We start from the raw sequence: 13,528 nt of genomic DNA, 5'->3' as shown, positions 1-13,528 counted from the left end.
GGGTCGTTTTTTATGTCCTGAATATTTGAGTGCAAAATATAAAATGTATTAGCTTTGAGTTTTAAAATATATTCAATCATGACAAATAAGATCTACTACCTTTCTACTTGTTCAACCTGTCAACGAATTATGACTGAACTTGGGCTCAATGATAAATTTGAAAAGCAAGATATAAAAGCTGAAAATATAAATGAAGCTGATTTAATAGCTTTTGCCAAACAAGCTGGCTCTTATGAGGCCTTGTTCAGTAAAAGAGCTATGAAGTATAAGTCTATGGGCTTAAAAGAAAAGAACCTCTCCGAAGAAGATTATAAGCAATTGATGCTGGATGAATATACTTTCCTAAAGCGCCCTTTTATTCTTATCGATGGTGAAGCTTTTATAGGCAATGCAAAAAAAACAATTGAGGCTACTAAAGCTAAACTAGGATTGTAAAATCATAGAGCCATGAACAAGATTATTAATAGTTTCGCTTATGGCTTTGTTATTTCTAGTGAAATAAATAAAATTCAACTTGTTTTTTCTAAAATGTAAAGTATATTTGTCATAAAGTAAAGATGTTTAAACATTACATTATGGAAATAAATGAAATTATTAGTCCTTTAGTTATTCTATTTATAATTGGAATATTCATTGTAATTAAACCAAAGAAAGACATAAGAGAACTTGCAGTTGAGAATAAGATAAAGCTACTTCCCTATTGGTTTAAGTTCATAGGTATTGGTATTGCTATTTTAAGTCAGATTGTAAATTTCAGCATAGATATTTGGGAAATAAATATTGAGAGAGATTATACCGTATTAGTTTTAATATTGGGTTTGTTACTTGTTGCTCTATCGTCAGAAAAGATTGAAGATGAGTTGTCTAGACAAATCAGAACGAATTCAATATTTTATGCATTTTTTGCAGGTATTTTAGCTCATTTCGCTTTAGTTTTTATAAATTATTGGGTAGGAGGAGCAATTAAAGAGCACTCATCCATGCATTTAACACTTTGGATGTTAGGAATCTATTTAGCAACATTTAACTCTTCTAAAAATCGATTAAAGATTCTTAATTCAATAGAAGATTAATCATGAAAAATACAATAAAAGTTGAACGAGCAATTCTTGATTTAACACAAGAAGAACTAGCAAAGACTATAGGCGTTTCACGACAAACAATCAGTTCTGTAGAAAAGAATAGGTATGTTCCCTCTACTGTTTTGGCTTTAAAAATGTCGAAGCTTTTTGATAAGCCAGTCAATGCCTTTTTTACATTAACCGAAGACGATTGATCAATTTTAATGATACAGATAACAGTCCTGTCGCTAGATTAGCTTCAGGGCTATGTTGATTTATGACTTACTCTATCTTTTATAAACATGCAATGGTTTAAAATACCATCCTATGTTAATTAAACGTTAAGTAATGTTAATAGCAGAGTTGAAACTCTTTAATTAGTTAATTTTGCATACCTTTTAAAGTGAAAATTGAAAAGGGGCACGCTATAAAAAACAAGAAAAGAATGCAAAGAAGAAAATTTCTGAAACAAACCGGTATTTTGAGTGCTATAACAATGGCAGGATTACTACCAGCTTGCAATATACCTTTTGAATACAGTCCGTATGATATTGTTGTAGAAAATAAATACAAGGATTTAACAGCTAAGAATTTAGCCAAACTTAAGGAAATGGAAGCTGGGAAATCTTCCTTTAAGATTGCCTTTATTACCGACACTCATACCTTTTACGACGAATTTGAAGAGGCTGTTAAAGCTATCAATGATAGAGATGATATTGATTTCATCATTCATGGTGGCGATATCACCTTAAGTGCCCTTCATAAAGAGTTCACGTGGTTTAATGAGATAATGGCAAAACTGGACAAGCCATTTCTTACGGTTATCGGGAATCATGATTACCTATCTAATGGTAAAGCCATATATGAAAAGTCATTTGGAGCAACTAATTATACTTTCACATTTAGAGGTACTAAATTCGTCATGTTCGACAATACCATTTGGGAAAACAAAAACAAAGACCCGGAATTTGATTGGTTCAAAGAAAACCTGAAGAATGATGGTGATTATAATCATGTGATTCCTGTATCTCATATCCCACCCTGGGATGATCAATTCAATTATGGGAATTCTATTATCTTTAACCAAATAATGGAGGATCAAGATGTTAAGCTTTCGATGCATGGCCATATTCACCATTTTTATTATGCAAAAGAATATGATAAGATCAATTTTTTGGCTGGGGGTGATATTGCCGATAAAGAGTTTCTCGTGATCTCCGTTAAAGAAGATGATTACAGTTTTGAAAGAGTTTTCTTTTAATTTGGAACTTTTGCTCTAAAAAACTTAATGTCCGTTTTGAACCAATCAGTATGTATCTGCCAAAGGACAACCATCTAGCGATTGTTCATGGCAAGAAATTGAAAAATAAATCGAAATGATTAGAATAATCTCATCTATAATTCTGATAGTGGTATCATTTAATATCACTGCCTTCAGCGCAAACCTCAAGGAGAATGAAGACAATAATCAAAAAAGGAAATGGTATCTTCCACGAGATGCTAAAATTCAGTATGCTGGCAATATTGGTTTCTTATCTGTAGGGGCTACTTATTATTTAGCTAAAGATTGGTACCGTGTGTCCCTAATGTATGGCATGGCTTCCGGTCGCCACGATGTAGAAACGCTTAATACCGTAGCTTTAAAGAATACCTTTTTGATTAAAAAATTCAAGATCAAAGATTTTACGATCGCCCCAACGGCTGGATTGAGTATAAATATTGGATCAACACATAATACTTACAGGAAACTTCCAGAACACTTTCCTGATGACTACTACTTTCAGAACAAAATTCACTTTGCTCCTTTTTTTGGAGCTATAGTCTATCATCCATTACCTTTTAAAACCATAACTGGTATGGACTTCTATTTAGAGGTGGGTACCACGGATAACTATTTACTTGAGGCCATTCGAACAGACTACGTTAAGTATAGTGAAATTTGGAACTTGGCTTTAGGTCTGTCCTTCTATTTTTAGATTCGAAAATATCAGATGTCTTTGTAATAAATAAAGACGTTTTTTAATGAAATAAGGCCTTATCTGCAGATAGTTTTAGCGACTATTAGGCAGTTAAGGCCTTTTTAGCGCTTGCCATTTGATAAAAAAGCTTTAGTTTTGCAATATTTATTAATTCTAAATAAAAGCAATGCAATCTAATTTTTGGCAGACACAAACGACTCCCTCCTTTTCATTAGCACCTATGGAAGATGTGACTGATACCGTTTTCCGTGAGATGGTTTTAAGAAACTCTGAAGAAGCTAAGTTACATCTTTTGTTCTCGGAGTTTACCTCAACAGATGGTATGTGTCACGAGATTGGCCATGATAAGGTCAAACATCGCCTACAAATTAATTCTAGCGAGCAAAAGCAATTGAAAGAAAAATCTGTCAAGTTGATTGCTCAGATTTGGGGTAAAAATCCAGAGAAATATTACAAAACGGCTCAATATATCGCTCAGGAAACAGATTTTGATGGTATTGATATCAATATGGGCTGTCCCGTTAAGAATGTTGTAAAATCTGGATGTTGCTCTGCTCTCATACAAGAACCGGAACTTGCTAAGGAAATCATATTGGCTACCCGAGAAGGATCAAATTTACCTCTGAGTGTTAAGACTCGAATAGGCTTTAAGGAAGTTGTGACTGATTCATGGGTATCTCATTTACTAGGCATGCCTATTGATGCTCTTATTCTTCATGGTCGTATTCAAAAGCAGATGTCAGAGGGATTGGCTGATTGGTATGAGATTGGTAAAGCCGTAGCCTTAAGAAATGAACTTGCTCCTCATATTAAGATTATCGGGAATGGTGATGTCTTGTCTTATCAAGATGGTTTAGATAAGGTAAGTCAATTTGGTGTAGATGGTGTTATGATTGGTCGAGGTATTTTCAAAAATCCCTGGTTGTTTAATCCAACCATATCTGAGGTGGATGAAAGAACTCGTTTGAAAATGCTTTGGGAACACACAGAGCTTTATGGACAAACTTGGCAAGGCAATAAGAATTTTGCTATTCTGAAACGTTTCTTCAAAATCTATTGCAAGGATTTTTATGGTGCAGCTAAATTATGTCACCAGCTTATGCAAACTTCTTCAGCAAATGAAGTGAGAAATGCACTGGAATACCACAAATTTAGTATTGAAACCAAAGACTTGGTCTAATTAGTATTTTTCTCTTGAATTTACCCTTCTGAGAATGGCATATTTAAATCGAATATGCATCCTAGGTCGGAATAGCCCTAAAACAGGGCTGTCTAAGAGGGACTGAAATCGTGTAAGCCTCTGTTTATCCGTTTTTTATTCCTGGTTTTTAAGGTTCAAAATCTGATTGCAACTAGATTTATTTATCAAAATAATGGAATTTCACCTTAATTATTCTAAAATAGATCTGGATTTTAATTATTTATTTGTATAGAAAGTTCCGAAGGTGTTTTTTAAGTCAATTGATGACTCCCCTCGCATTTTATCGAAAAGTTCTGTTTCTTCAATGAACTTTTTCCAATGCTTATTTAAATCTTCATTTTGCATATAAGCGATGCATTCTTGAAATTGTTTTAGGACAGACTGCGGCACTTCATTTTTATCTGCCCACTGATAAAAGTTCTCAAATTTACCTGCAATTCTTTCTTTTATAAGCTTCGGGATTGCTTTGGTATTGTAATAGTATGGACGTTCCAGAATGTTGATATAAAAATCCTCTTTCTTAATGATGTTTAAGTCAACACAAGTTTGATATAATTCGGGCAAATTATCAATGGATAAAACCGATATGGTGGGTGCAAGCTTAAATTTGATATGATCTAAGTCTCGTATGGCATCTCTGTTCGTTAGAAAATTATCCCACTTAAAGCCTTTTCGAATATATTCGCCCAGATTTTTATGAGCATCAACACTAGCCAAGATTTCAACATGCTCAAACTGCTTCCAATAATCAAGAATATTGTGCCCTTTAAACTCAAGTACCGAAAAGTTGGTATTATAGCGCAGGCGAAGTTTGGTATGCTTATTCTCTATTAAATACGTCAAAAAAGCATAATGCTCTTCACTCATCAGAGGTTCACCTCCTGCAAAATAAATTTCTTCAGCTTGTAAGAGAGCATCACCCGTTTCTGAAATAAAAGCTTCAAAGTCGTTGATATTCTGTAAGAGTGCTTTGTTACCCAGACTTCGTTTTAGTTGTTTGGCTTCGGGAAACCAGGCAGAACTTGCGCCATGCCAACAGCTTCTGCAAGCAAAATTGCATGCATTCGAAAAGCGAATATCAAAATAAGTCGGTAAAGGATTTGCTTCGCTCTTATTTTCCCATGAGAATCGCTCGTGAGTCTCTTGTCTAATAGACTTGCCACCTGCTTCCTCAAGCTTCAAACAGACTGCACATCTGGGGTCCGTTTCGCCTCTCAAAAATTTCTCTCTCAGATTCTGAATGGCTTCACCTTGCCAAATCTCATTGAAGGCTTGCTTGTTACAATTACCATATGGGATATTGGCAACACAACAAGCTTTCACATTTCCATTATTACCAACATGGTAATGGATAAAAGGCATAAGGCAAAAAGGGCGTTCTGAATTCATAGTGCAAATATAAACGAATTGCCTATTCCAATTCATGTTTCAAGGCCCTATTTGCTTTTATTCGAAAAGCTAAATAAATACAGCATTGTCTTTATTTAAGCTTCACGATATTTTCAGATCTCGCTTATTTAGATTAATTTCAATTAAAATTATAAATAAAACTATCGATTATGAAAAAGATAAAAGTAATGGCTCTTGTTTGCCTAATGTTTATGGGATTTGGATCAATAAAATCATATGCTCACTGTGAAATTCCATGTGGAATCTATAATGATGAAGCTCGTGTAAAAATGATGTATGAGCATATTCAAACCATTGAGAAGAGTATGAAACTTATTGTAGAGCTTTCAGCTGCTGAAAAGCCAGATTACAACCAGCTGATACGCTGGGTTAATAATAAGGAAGAGCATGCCAATAAGCTTCAGGCTATTGCAACTCAATACTTCATGTTTCAGCGTGTTAAATTGAGTGATGATCCTGTAAAGAAGGCCAAGAGTATGAAACAACTTGAGCTTCTTCATAAAATTTGCGTGTTTGCGATGAAAGCCAAGCAGAGCACCAATATGGAGATGATTAAGAAATTGAATGATACGGTTCATGATTTTGATCATGCTTATTTCATCAAAGAAGAACATAAGCATTAGTCCATACTTAGATCTAAAAAAAACCTCTTCGTTTGCACGAAGAGGTTTTCTATTTATTGGGAACTTATTCTGCAATAGATCACTTTCTGTAAGCTTTTAAGCTTCTTCAATCTTAAAGCCTTCTTTTCCCCATTTCAATTGCTTCTATAAATAGATTCAGCTCATATTGCATGCCTTGCCTGAATATCTCAATAGCAGTTGCTTCATTTTTGCAATTGACAGCTTGCTTTTCAACGATTTGAAGAAAGCGTTTGGTGTATTCCCGATATTCGTCCCCAGCGTACGTGTCAATAAACTTCTGATAAGGATTATTATCAACCATTTTATCGGTGGTATGTATCCTCATTGAAGAATATAACCAAAAACAGGGCAAAAGAGCGATTACGGCATTTTCATAAGTCGACTCCTGGCTATGTTTCAACAAGAAATCACTGTATGCTTCGAAAGCTGGAGATTGACTTGTAGCAGCTTCAAGTTGATAATAAGAGAGATATTCATATTGAAGGATAAACTCAATCTCTAAACCATCTTGTTCAAGTTCAGAGAAAAAAACTTTATCATCCTCACAATCTGCTCTTTTAGCAAGTCTACCAAGTGCATCAGCATCTTTTTTCAGATAAAGAATATCCTGTGTTAAAAAGTGAGCAAAACTCTCTTTATTTAAACTTCCATCGGCTAATTTCCTTAAAAAGTCACATTTCACAATTTTGTTGAAGATAGGCAAACTACTATCCCAAAGCTTTTGAGTAAAAGGTCCAGCAGCTTCCATTATGTCCAAAATTGATGAAAGTGATGCACAGGGCCATGGCCTTGTCCAATTTCGTAATCTTTTCCTGCAATAATCGACTCTGCAATAAATTCTTTGGCTCTTTTAGCTGATTCGGAAATATCAAAACCTCTAGCCAAAAATGAGGCTAAGGCTGATGATAAGCTACATCCTGTACCATGCGTGTTTTTTGTTTCAACACGTTTGGATGCTAAATCCAGGTATTCAGATTTTTCAAAATCATACAGCACATCAATTAAATTATCTTCAGTCAGATGTCCAGCTTTTAGAAGCACTGAGACTTGATACTTTATAGACAACTCCCGGGCTATCGATCTGAATTCGGACTGTTTTTCAATCTTTCTTCCAAGTAATATTTCAGCTTCAGGCAAATTTGGTGTAATGATTCTTACTTTAGGAAAAAGAACCGTTTTCAAATGATCAATGGCTTCATCCATAAGTAATTTATCACCTGAAGTGGCAACCATAACTGGATCAAGCACAACATTTCGAACCTGAAATTTGTCCAGACAATCAGCAACAACCTGAATAATTTCAGCAGAGTGCAACATGCCAATTTTTATGGCATCCGTTCCAATATCTTCCAGAACTGCTTCGATTTGTGATTTTAAGATAACACTTGGAATAGGGTGAATATCTCTAACTCCAAGCGTATTTTGAGCTGTAATTGCCGTAATAGCCGAACTCGCGTAACAAGCACAAGCCGAAATACTTTTGATATCTGCTTGAATGCCTGCTCCTCCTCCCGAATCGCTTCCTGCAATTGTAAGGACTCTATTATATTTCATGATTAGTTGTTTTTGCTGACACATATTTTTAGTTCCATTGCTGCCTTCTTTGGATCGTCATGACTTAGAATTGCTGAAACTACCGCTATCCCTTCTGCGCCACATGATACAATATCGCTCGCATTACTTGTGTTAATACCGCCGATACCAACCATGCGATGCTTGCTTATTTTAGCAATCTCTTTAATGCCATCTAAACCAAGAGCAGGGGCAATATCGTTTTTTGTATCTGTATAGAATACAGGTGATAAACCGATATAATCCACATCTAAAGCGTTAGCTTCCTTTGCCTGCTGAATGTTTTCAATAGATAAGCCAATGATTTTATTCTTGCCAAGTAATTTTCTGGCAACAGAATAAGGTAGATCAGATTGACCAATATGCAGCCCATCAGCATCTACTGCCAGTGCGATATCCACTCGATCATTAATAATTAAAGGAATTTTATAAGGAGCAAGTATGGATTTGATAGCTAAGGCCAGTTCGTAAAATTCTAAACTAGAGCTGTCTTTTTCCCTAATCTGAACCATGCTCACACCACCTTCAATAGCTTCTTTTATAATCACTTCCAGAGGACGGTTTTTTGTTAATCCTCTATCTGTTACGAGATACAGACTCAGATCAAAATTTTTCATACTTCGCCTTTAAATGTGTCTTGATATCATTCTCGGTTAAATTATATAACTGATCGATAAAGTTAACTTGCAGACTGGCTGGGCCAGCTGATTTTATAGCCGCCAACTCACCTGTGATTCCCATAACTGCCATGGTATGAGCAGCTGCTTCGAGTAAATTAGAATTAACAGCAGCAAAAGCTCCCATTAGAGCCGTCGCAGTACATCCCATACCTGTTACGCGTGGCATCATACTTGATCCATTGTGTATGGAAATAAGTTCTTTTCCATCTGTAATAAAATCAAGCTCTCCACTAATTACAACAATAGCTTTATTTTTTATAGCCATTTTTTTTGCTGCATCCACAGCAGTGAAGGTCGATTCTGTACTATCTACTCCTTTAGTTTTTGTCTTTTCATCAACTAAGGACATGATTTCTGAAGCATTACCTCGAATGATCTGAGGTTCACATACCTGGATAATTTGCTTAGCAGTTTGTGTGCGATATATTGTTGCGCCTACACCAACGGGATCAAAAACAATTGGAATCTTCTTCGATTTGGCACGTGCACCAGCTTGAATCATAGCATCCACCCAATGCTCACTTAGGGTTCCCATATTAATCACCAGAGAACTGGCAATATCAACCATGTCGGAAACTTCATCTTCGGCATGAGCCATTACTGGTGAGGCACCAATAGATAATAGAGCATTGGCTGTATTATTCATGACCACATAATTGGTGATATTATGCACCAAAGGTGATTTTTGTCGGATTAATTCTAAATCCTGATAGATTTTTTCAGCTTGTATCATATCATCTAGTTTTTAAAGGCACAAATAGCAACATAATCTCCTGAATCGTAACCTGTGATAGGTTCTTCAGCAACTTGATTTGAATAAAGTGGGTGTTTGGTCAGTGTTTGTGCAAAGTCAAAATTCTTAAAACCTGCCGTACTTAAGTTGTCGATTTTTTCCTGAGTTGTTCTCCAATTGGCAACACGAACCAATTCAATTGGATAGGGATCTCTTGGATTAACACCCTCAAGAAGTGGATGATCCCATGAATCAACAGCTTTGGCTAAATTGTACATCGTTGCATATGAACTTTCCTTAGGAACATCGATAACAACAATCTTTCCTCCTGGACGTAAAGCTGCATAAGCTTTATCGAAAGCTAATTGTAAATCGGTGATATAACTTGGTGTCCCATTAAAAAGTATGGTGTCGTAGTTTTCTTCGCCTAAATTAATTTTTTCAGCGGTGCTAATTTCAACATTTAAACCACGCTTGCGAGCGATCTCTGCCATCCCTACTGAGGGTTCCAAGCCGTTCTTAATTGAGATATTGAATTCCTTATCCAAAATTTCTTCGAATAAGCCACTACCACATCCTACCGAGAATACATCTCCAGGATTTGAAAGAAAATGCGCAACAAGTTTAACTTCTGAATACAAAAGGTTTTGGTTTTCGAGGAACCATGCATCGTAGTCAGATGCGTACTGATCAAAATTTGATTTCATGTCTTAGTTTAATCGTATTATTAAAAGCTCATTCTAATTCCTTAAATTTTAAGAATTATGAATGGAGATTATTAAATATAAGACTGATAGCTATGAAAGGTAGATCTACGAAATAGAAGAAAAGAGTAGTGAATACACCCTTTGTTTTGAATCGTTTTCCTACGCTGCAATTACGCATATCAGGTTCTAGGGTTTTATCTCAGCCTGTATCACAAGCACCCCTAACGGTAAGACAAAGGTATTATTTTTATGATTACAGCAATGAAATGAAGAGGATTCATTTATTCACAAATACAATCAATACTTATAGCGAATTTCATGTGAAAATTTAAACATTTTGTCTATTTTTGAGGAAAATATATACATATGCTAAGTATCTCTCAAATAGTAGAAAAAATCATTGCTCACCAGCCCTTTCTGGCTGAGGCTTTGGTAGAAGGCTTAATCAACGTTTCATCTTTGGCTCGTAAAATTCAACCTGAAGTGGAACAATATTTTGGTTCTGATGTGAAAAGTGGAGCAATCGTCATGTCAATCAATAGATTAATTCCGAAAATGAAGGGAAAAATTTCTCATCTTGGCGCTGAAGTGGTTGTCAGAGATATTATTGTCCGTTCACAATTGATTGATTACACCTATAAGAATTCAAGTATGCTAATTGAGAGACATACTGATTTGCTTAGAGCCATTGGGCCAAACCAGGAGTTCTTTTACACCATGGTTCAAGGGGTTTTTGAATCGAACTTAGTGGTGAGTCAATCTTTAGCTGAACAAGTTGAAGCTATTTTTGAAGAAGAAAGTCTGCTAAGTAAAAGTGGGCGCCTTTCAGCAGTTACCCTTAAGCTTCCAGATGAGAATTCGCAACAAGCCGGTTTCTATTACCACATACTTAAAAGTATTGCATGGGCTGGTATTAATATTCGAGAAGTGATATCTACAACCAACGAATTTACCATTGTGGTAAATGATGATGCCATTGATAAAACCTTCTCTGTTTTAAAGAACTTAGGACAGAGTTAAAAGGAAATAAATATTGAAGAATAATTCTTCAATTATCAGATATAAAAAAAGGGATGCCGTTGGCATCCCTTTTATATTTTATAGCGATTGTAACTTACAATACAGCTTTTACTTTTTGCAATAAAGAATCAACATCTTCTCTAGCAGGAGCAAGAGTTTTTGCTTTTGTGTATTGAGCAACAGCTTTCTTGTAGAAAGTTTTAGCTTTAGCAATCTCAACAGCAAATTTCTCTTTTTCAGTATTTGCTAAAGGATTAGCAGCTGCTTGAATCTTAGCACCTTTTCCGAAGTATAAAGAACCAAGGCTTACAATAGCATCCGTCTTCATTGAAGATTTTAACTCTATAGCTTGTTTGTATGATGCTTCAGCAGCGTCAAACTTAGAAGCTTTCTGAGCTTTTTGTCCTTTAATTAAGAAATGCTTAGCAAGCGTTTTAGACAATTTAGCATTCTTAGCAGGAACTGCAGCAATACCAGCTTTCAAAGTAGCAACCATTTCGTCGTACTTCTTAAGTTTTTTAAGCGAAGTAGCTTTTCTTAAATATGAGCTTGATAGCTTATATTTTGCAACAATAGCTTTATCAAAATAGATAACAGATTTTGCGTAATCTTTAACTTTATAAGCAGCATAACCTACGTTGTATACTGTTTTAATATCAGCTGAAGCTTCAGGAGTTCTTAAATAGTTTTCTAAGTGAACGATAGCTGCTTTGTAATCTTTAGCTTTTAGAGCGGCGTTTCCGTCGTTCTTCAATTGCACAGCATCCTGAGCAAAAGCACCTAAAACACTTAAACAAACAACTAGGGTAAGGATTAACTTTTTCATATTTTTCAATTGGTTTTTAATTTTTTGATCATGGCCACAATACAATATTAATCCAATTTTCAGAAAGAATTAAAGGTGTTCTGTTTTCTGATCAGCATATTCTTATGTTTCTATTTTTTGTTCCTGTTTTTCAAAAACAAGCCTAAAAATAACCATTTCATTAAATAATCAAATAGAAATGACTAAAAAAATGATGAGACTAGCCTATTGCTATGTGAATATTATCACATACTCAGGGCTTAAGCCTACAATAAAAAATTAAAACTCGAGTTGAACAAGCTCTCCAAATCCAGCTGGAGCTTCGTTAAAAGCTTCTTTTAGTTCGATATTCTTATGTATGGCCTGTAGCGTTCTGATTACCCCACCATGGGTAACAATAGCGATATGATCGTGCTCCAAGGTTTTTAGTTCCTCCAAAAACTGTACCACACGTTCGTGAAGCATCACAAAAGACTCTCCATTGGAACATTTCTTATTCACAAAGTCTTCCATCCATTTATCAAGAAGAGGATCTTTAATCTCATCCCAGGCTTTCCCTTCCCAGTCACCAAAGTTCAGTTCCATCAAGCGATCATCGAAAGTCACGGCATCACCAAACAAGTCGGTAGCTAATGTTTTAGCACGTGTTAGCGGACTAGAATAAATTGCATCGAATTTTAAATCTTTGATTTCTTCTTTAACTGCTAAAAGCTCTTCCGGGTAAGATTCAAGTAATTCAATGTCTTTTTGTCCGTAGCAAACACCTGGTTCTATATTAACCTTGGTATGTCTTATAAGGTGAAGTATCATATTTGTCTTTTTTTTTTTGAATGAATAGACAAAAATAGTATTCTAAGGGGGATTTGTTGCAAAAAAGCCACCTATTCGGGTGGCTTTTATTCAATTTAAATAAAATACAGTTGATTATAAGTGAACTGCTATGATATAAAAGCTCAAATAGATTACAATCTCAACCACTTGTTGCGTTGCACCAATGCAATCACCCGTAAAGCCACCTATCCATTTTTGAAAATAACGACCTAAAAGATACTTGGCTATAAAAGCAGGAATAATGATTAGGAAGTATTTGATATCCTGTAAAAGTAGAATAGGTAACAGGCCTGTCAGCCATAAAATGACTTGATTACCTCGACTTAACTTGTGGGCGTAATCCTTAGCCTTGGAATTATCAACTCGGGCGTAATCGTGACTATTCACCAAGCTGCCAGCTAGGGTTCTGCTAAAGGTATGAGCTACAATCAAAACCACGGGAAGTGAACTTGCCGAGATTGCCTCCATACCAAAGAAGCGAGCAAACACGACAAAGATAATGCCCGAAATACCGAAAGCTCCCACAAGGGAATCCTTCATGATATCAAGAATACGTTCCTTAGTCCAACCACCACCAAAACCATCGCAAACATCCATAAAACCATCCTCGTGCAAGGCACCGGTTAACAAGGTGGTAAAAACCATAGACAAAACCAGTGAAATATTAAAAGGTAAAACCCAGTTGCACAAGGCGAAAACAAGCCCACTTAGCCCACCAATAATAATGCCTGCTATGGAAAAATACTTGACAGCTTCGTGTTGATAGGTCTTTTCGAACTTGGCCCACTTGGGGAATGGAATTCTGGTGAAAAAGGAAAGAGCGGTAAAAAAGATATTAAGTTCTCTAAACATGGAAGATTAATTGACGTATAAGATTGCTTCAAA

Annotated in this window: 17 protein-coding genes and 1 riboswitch; of the genes, 8 read left to right on the top strand and 9 right to left on the bottom strand. The window is 35.6% G+C overall.

The window, feature by feature from the left end; genetic code table 11:
- Positions 1–78: 78 nt before the first annotated feature.
- The 6 genes from ACXR6G_RS06265 to ACXR6G_RS06240 all read left to right on the top strand — a co-directional run bounded on the left by ACXR6G_RS06265 (position 79) and on the right by ACXR6G_RS06240 (position 4,220).
- Positions 79–435: an arsenate reductase family protein gene (locus ACXR6G_RS06265; RefSeq protein WP_458360553.1), complete on the top strand. Its 357-nt coding sequence runs from the start codon at positions 79–81 to the stop codon at positions 433–435.
- Between the two features lie 140 nt (positions 436–575).
- Positions 576–1,073: a hypothetical protein gene (locus tag ACXR6G_RS06260; RefSeq protein ID WP_458360552.1), complete on the top strand. Its 498-nt coding sequence runs from the start codon at positions 576–578 to the stop codon at positions 1,071–1,073.
- Between the two features lie 2 nt (positions 1,074–1,075).
- A complete protein-coding gene (locus ACXR6G_RS06255; RefSeq protein ID WP_458360551.1) occupies positions 1,076–1,276 on the top strand; it encodes a helix-turn-helix transcriptional regulator in 201 nt (66 codons plus the stop codon).
- Positions 1,277–1,506: 230 nt separating this feature from the next.
- On the top strand, positions 1,507–2,322 hold the full coding sequence (locus ACXR6G_RS06250; RefSeq protein WP_458360550.1) for a metallophosphoesterase family protein: 816 nt from the start codon (positions 1,507–1,509) through the stop codon (positions 2,320–2,322).
- A 115-nt stretch (positions 2,323–2,437) separates the two neighbouring features.
- Positions 2,438–3,037 carry a hypothetical protein gene (locus ACXR6G_RS06245; RefSeq protein WP_458360549.1) on the top strand — a complete coding sequence of 200 codons (600 nt, stop codon included), beginning with the start codon at positions 2,438–2,440 and terminating at the stop codon, positions 3,035–3,037.
- A 169-nt stretch (positions 3,038–3,206) separates the two neighbouring features.
- Positions 3,207–4,220 (top strand): tRNA dihydrouridine synthase, encoded by a 1,014-nt coding sequence (locus ACXR6G_RS06240; RefSeq protein ID WP_458360548.1) that lies wholly within the window; start codon positions 3,207–3,209, stop codon positions 4,218–4,220.
- A 237-nt stretch (positions 4,221–4,457) separates the two neighbouring features.
- On the opposite strand, the gene ACXR6G_RS06235 is transcribed toward ACXR6G_RS06240, so the two are convergent.
- The gene (locus ACXR6G_RS06235; RefSeq protein WP_458360547.1) at positions 4,458–5,630 is read right to left on the bottom strand and encodes a twitch domain-containing radical SAM protein; all 1,173 of its coding nucleotides are present in this window, start codon (positions 5,628–5,630) and stop codon (positions 4,458–4,460) included.
- 170 nt (positions 5,631–5,800) lie between these two features.
- Between ACXR6G_RS06235 and ACXR6G_RS06230 the strand changes: the two genes are divergently transcribed.
- A complete protein-coding gene (locus ACXR6G_RS06230; protein WP_458360546.1) occupies positions 5,801–6,274 on the top strand; it encodes a superoxide dismutase [Ni] in 474 nt (157 codons plus the stop codon).
- A gap of 112 nt (positions 6,275–6,386) precedes the next feature.
- Here ACXR6G_RS06230 and ACXR6G_RS06225 read toward each other — a convergent pair whose 3' ends face one another.
- From ACXR6G_RS06225 to ACXR6G_RS06205, 5 genes are read right to left on the bottom strand one after another with little or no spacing between them, the layout of a single operon-like run.
- Positions 6,387–7,043 (bottom strand): TenA family protein, encoded by a 657-nt coding sequence (locus ACXR6G_RS06225; protein WP_458360545.1) that lies wholly within the window; start codon positions 7,041–7,043, stop codon positions 6,387–6,389.
- Positions 7,043–7,849, bottom strand: a complete 807-nt coding sequence (gene thiD, locus ACXR6G_RS06220; RefSeq protein WP_458360544.1) for a bifunctional hydroxymethylpyrimidine kinase/phosphomethylpyrimidine kinase — start codon at positions 7,847–7,849, stop codon at positions 7,043–7,045. Before thiD ends, ACXR6G_RS06225 begins: the two co-directional genes overlap by 1 nt.
- Positions 7,850–7,851: 2 nt before the next feature.
- Positions 7,852–8,484 (bottom strand): thiamine phosphate synthase, encoded by a 633-nt coding sequence (thiE, locus tag ACXR6G_RS06215; RefSeq protein ID WP_458360543.1) that lies wholly within the window; start codon positions 8,482–8,484, stop codon positions 7,852–7,854.
- Complete coding sequence (gene thiM, locus ACXR6G_RS06210; protein ID WP_458360542.1) at positions 8,471–9,280, bottom strand: hydroxyethylthiazole kinase; 810 nt, start codon at positions 9,278–9,280, stop codon at positions 8,471–8,473. Before thiM ends, thiE begins: the two co-directional genes overlap by 14 nt.
- Before the next feature lie 5 nt (positions 9,281–9,285).
- Entirely contained in the window at positions 9,286–9,987 is a 702-nt protein-coding gene (locus tag ACXR6G_RS06205; protein WP_458360541.1) for a class I SAM-dependent DNA methyltransferase, read from the bottom strand.
- 139 nt (positions 9,988–10,126) lie between these two features.
- A riboswitch (TPP riboswitch) is annotated at positions 10,127–10,220 on the bottom strand.
- A gap of 133 nt (positions 10,221–10,353) precedes the next feature.
- Here ACXR6G_RS06205 and ACXR6G_RS06200 point away from each other — a divergent pair.
- On the top strand, positions 10,354–11,007 hold the full coding sequence (locus ACXR6G_RS06200; RefSeq protein WP_458360540.1) for a hypothetical protein: 654 nt from the start codon (positions 10,354–10,356) through the stop codon (positions 11,005–11,007).
- A gap of 94 nt (positions 11,008–11,101) precedes the next feature.
- On the opposite strand, the gene ACXR6G_RS06195 is transcribed toward ACXR6G_RS06200, so the two are convergent.
- The 3 genes from ACXR6G_RS06195 to ACXR6G_RS06185 all read right to left on the bottom strand — a co-directional run bounded on the left by ACXR6G_RS06195 (position 11,102) and on the right by ACXR6G_RS06185 (position 13,495).
- On the bottom strand, positions 11,102–11,833 hold the full coding sequence (locus ACXR6G_RS06195) for a hypothetical protein (protein ID WP_458360539.1): 732 nt from the start codon (positions 11,831–11,833) through the stop codon (positions 11,102–11,104).
- Positions 11,834–12,091: 258 nt separating this feature from the next.
- Positions 12,092–12,622 (bottom strand): alpha-ribazole phosphatase, encoded by a 531-nt coding sequence (cobC, locus tag ACXR6G_RS06190; RefSeq protein WP_458360538.1) that lies wholly within the window; start codon positions 12,620–12,622, stop codon positions 12,092–12,094.
- A 114-nt stretch (positions 12,623–12,736) separates the two neighbouring features.
- Positions 12,737–13,495: an adenosylcobinamide-GDP ribazoletransferase gene (locus ACXR6G_RS06185; RefSeq protein WP_458360537.1), complete on the bottom strand. Its 759-nt coding sequence runs from the start codon at positions 13,493–13,495 to the stop codon at positions 12,737–12,739.
- Positions 13,496–13,528: the final 33 nt, after the last annotated feature.

Source organism: Ancylomarina sp. YFZ004, assembly GCF_054254355.1.
The sequence above is the reverse complement of the archived record's forward strand: the minus strand, read 5'-3'. Positions and strand labels throughout refer to the sequence as shown.

What these genes read in the sequence shown, in the direction of transcription:
- ACXR6G_RS06235 (WP_458360547.1), bottom strand. Translation starts at nt 5,630, where the DNA reads ATGAATTCAGAACGCCCTTTTTGCCTTATGCCTTTTATCCATTACCAT.
- ACXR6G_RS06225 (WP_458360545.1), bottom strand. Translation starts at nt 7,043, where the DNA reads ATGGAAGCTGCTGGACCTTTTACTCAAAAGCTTTGGGATAGTAGTTTG.
- ACXR6G_RS06250 (WP_458360550.1), top strand. Translation starts at nt 1,507, where the DNA reads ATGCAAAGAAGAAAATTTCTGAAACAAACCGGTATTTTGAGTGCTATA.
- ACXR6G_RS06240 (WP_458360548.1), top strand. Translation starts at nt 3,207, where the DNA reads ATGCAATCTAATTTTTGGCAGACACAAACGACTCCCTCCTTTTCATTA.
- thiM (WP_458360542.1), bottom strand. Translation starts at nt 9,280, where the DNA reads ATGATACAAGCTGAAAAAATCTATCAGGATTTAGAATTAATCCGACAA.
- ACXR6G_RS06230 (WP_458360546.1), top strand. Translation starts at nt 5,801, where the DNA reads ATGAAAAAGATAAAAGTAATGGCTCTTGTTTGCCTAATGTTTATGGGA.
- ACXR6G_RS06265 (WP_458360553.1), top strand. Translation starts at nt 79, where the DNA reads ATGACAAATAAGATCTACTACCTTTCTACTTGTTCAACCTGTCAACGA.
- ACXR6G_RS06195 (WP_458360539.1), bottom strand. Translation starts at nt 11,833, where the DNA reads ATGAAAAAGTTAATCCTTACCCTAGTTGTTTGTTTAAGTGTTTTAGGT.
- ACXR6G_RS06185 (WP_458360537.1), bottom strand. Translation starts at nt 13,495, where the DNA reads ATGTTTAGAGAACTTAATATCTTTTTTACCGCTCTTTCCTTTTTCACC.
- ACXR6G_RS06205 (WP_458360541.1), bottom strand. Translation starts at nt 9,987, where the DNA reads ATGAAATCAAATTTTGATCAGTACGCATCTGACTACGATGCATGGTTC.
- thiE (WP_458360543.1), bottom strand. Translation starts at nt 8,484, where the DNA reads ATGAAAAATTTTGATCTGAGTCTGTATCTCGTAACAGATAGAGGATTA.
- ACXR6G_RS06255 (WP_458360551.1), top strand. Translation starts at nt 1,076, where the DNA reads ATGAAAAATACAATAAAAGTTGAACGAGCAATTCTTGATTTAACACAA.
- thiD (WP_458360544.1), bottom strand. Translation starts at nt 7,849, where the DNA reads ATGAAATATAATAGAGTCCTTACAATTGCAGGAAGCGATTCGGGAGGA.
- cobC (WP_458360538.1), bottom strand. Translation starts at nt 12,622, where the DNA reads ATGATACTTCACCTTATAAGACATACCAAGGTTAATATAGAACCAGGT.
- ACXR6G_RS06260 (WP_458360552.1), top strand. Translation starts at nt 576, where the DNA reads ATGGAAATAAATGAAATTATTAGTCCTTTAGTTATTCTATTTATAATT.
- ACXR6G_RS06200 (WP_458360540.1), top strand. Translation starts at nt 10,354, where the DNA reads ATGCTAAGTATCTCTCAAATAGTAGAAAAAATCATTGCTCACCAGCCC.
- ACXR6G_RS06245 (WP_458360549.1), top strand. Translation starts at nt 2,438, where the DNA reads ATGATTAGAATAATCTCATCTATAATTCTGATAGTGGTATCATTTAAT.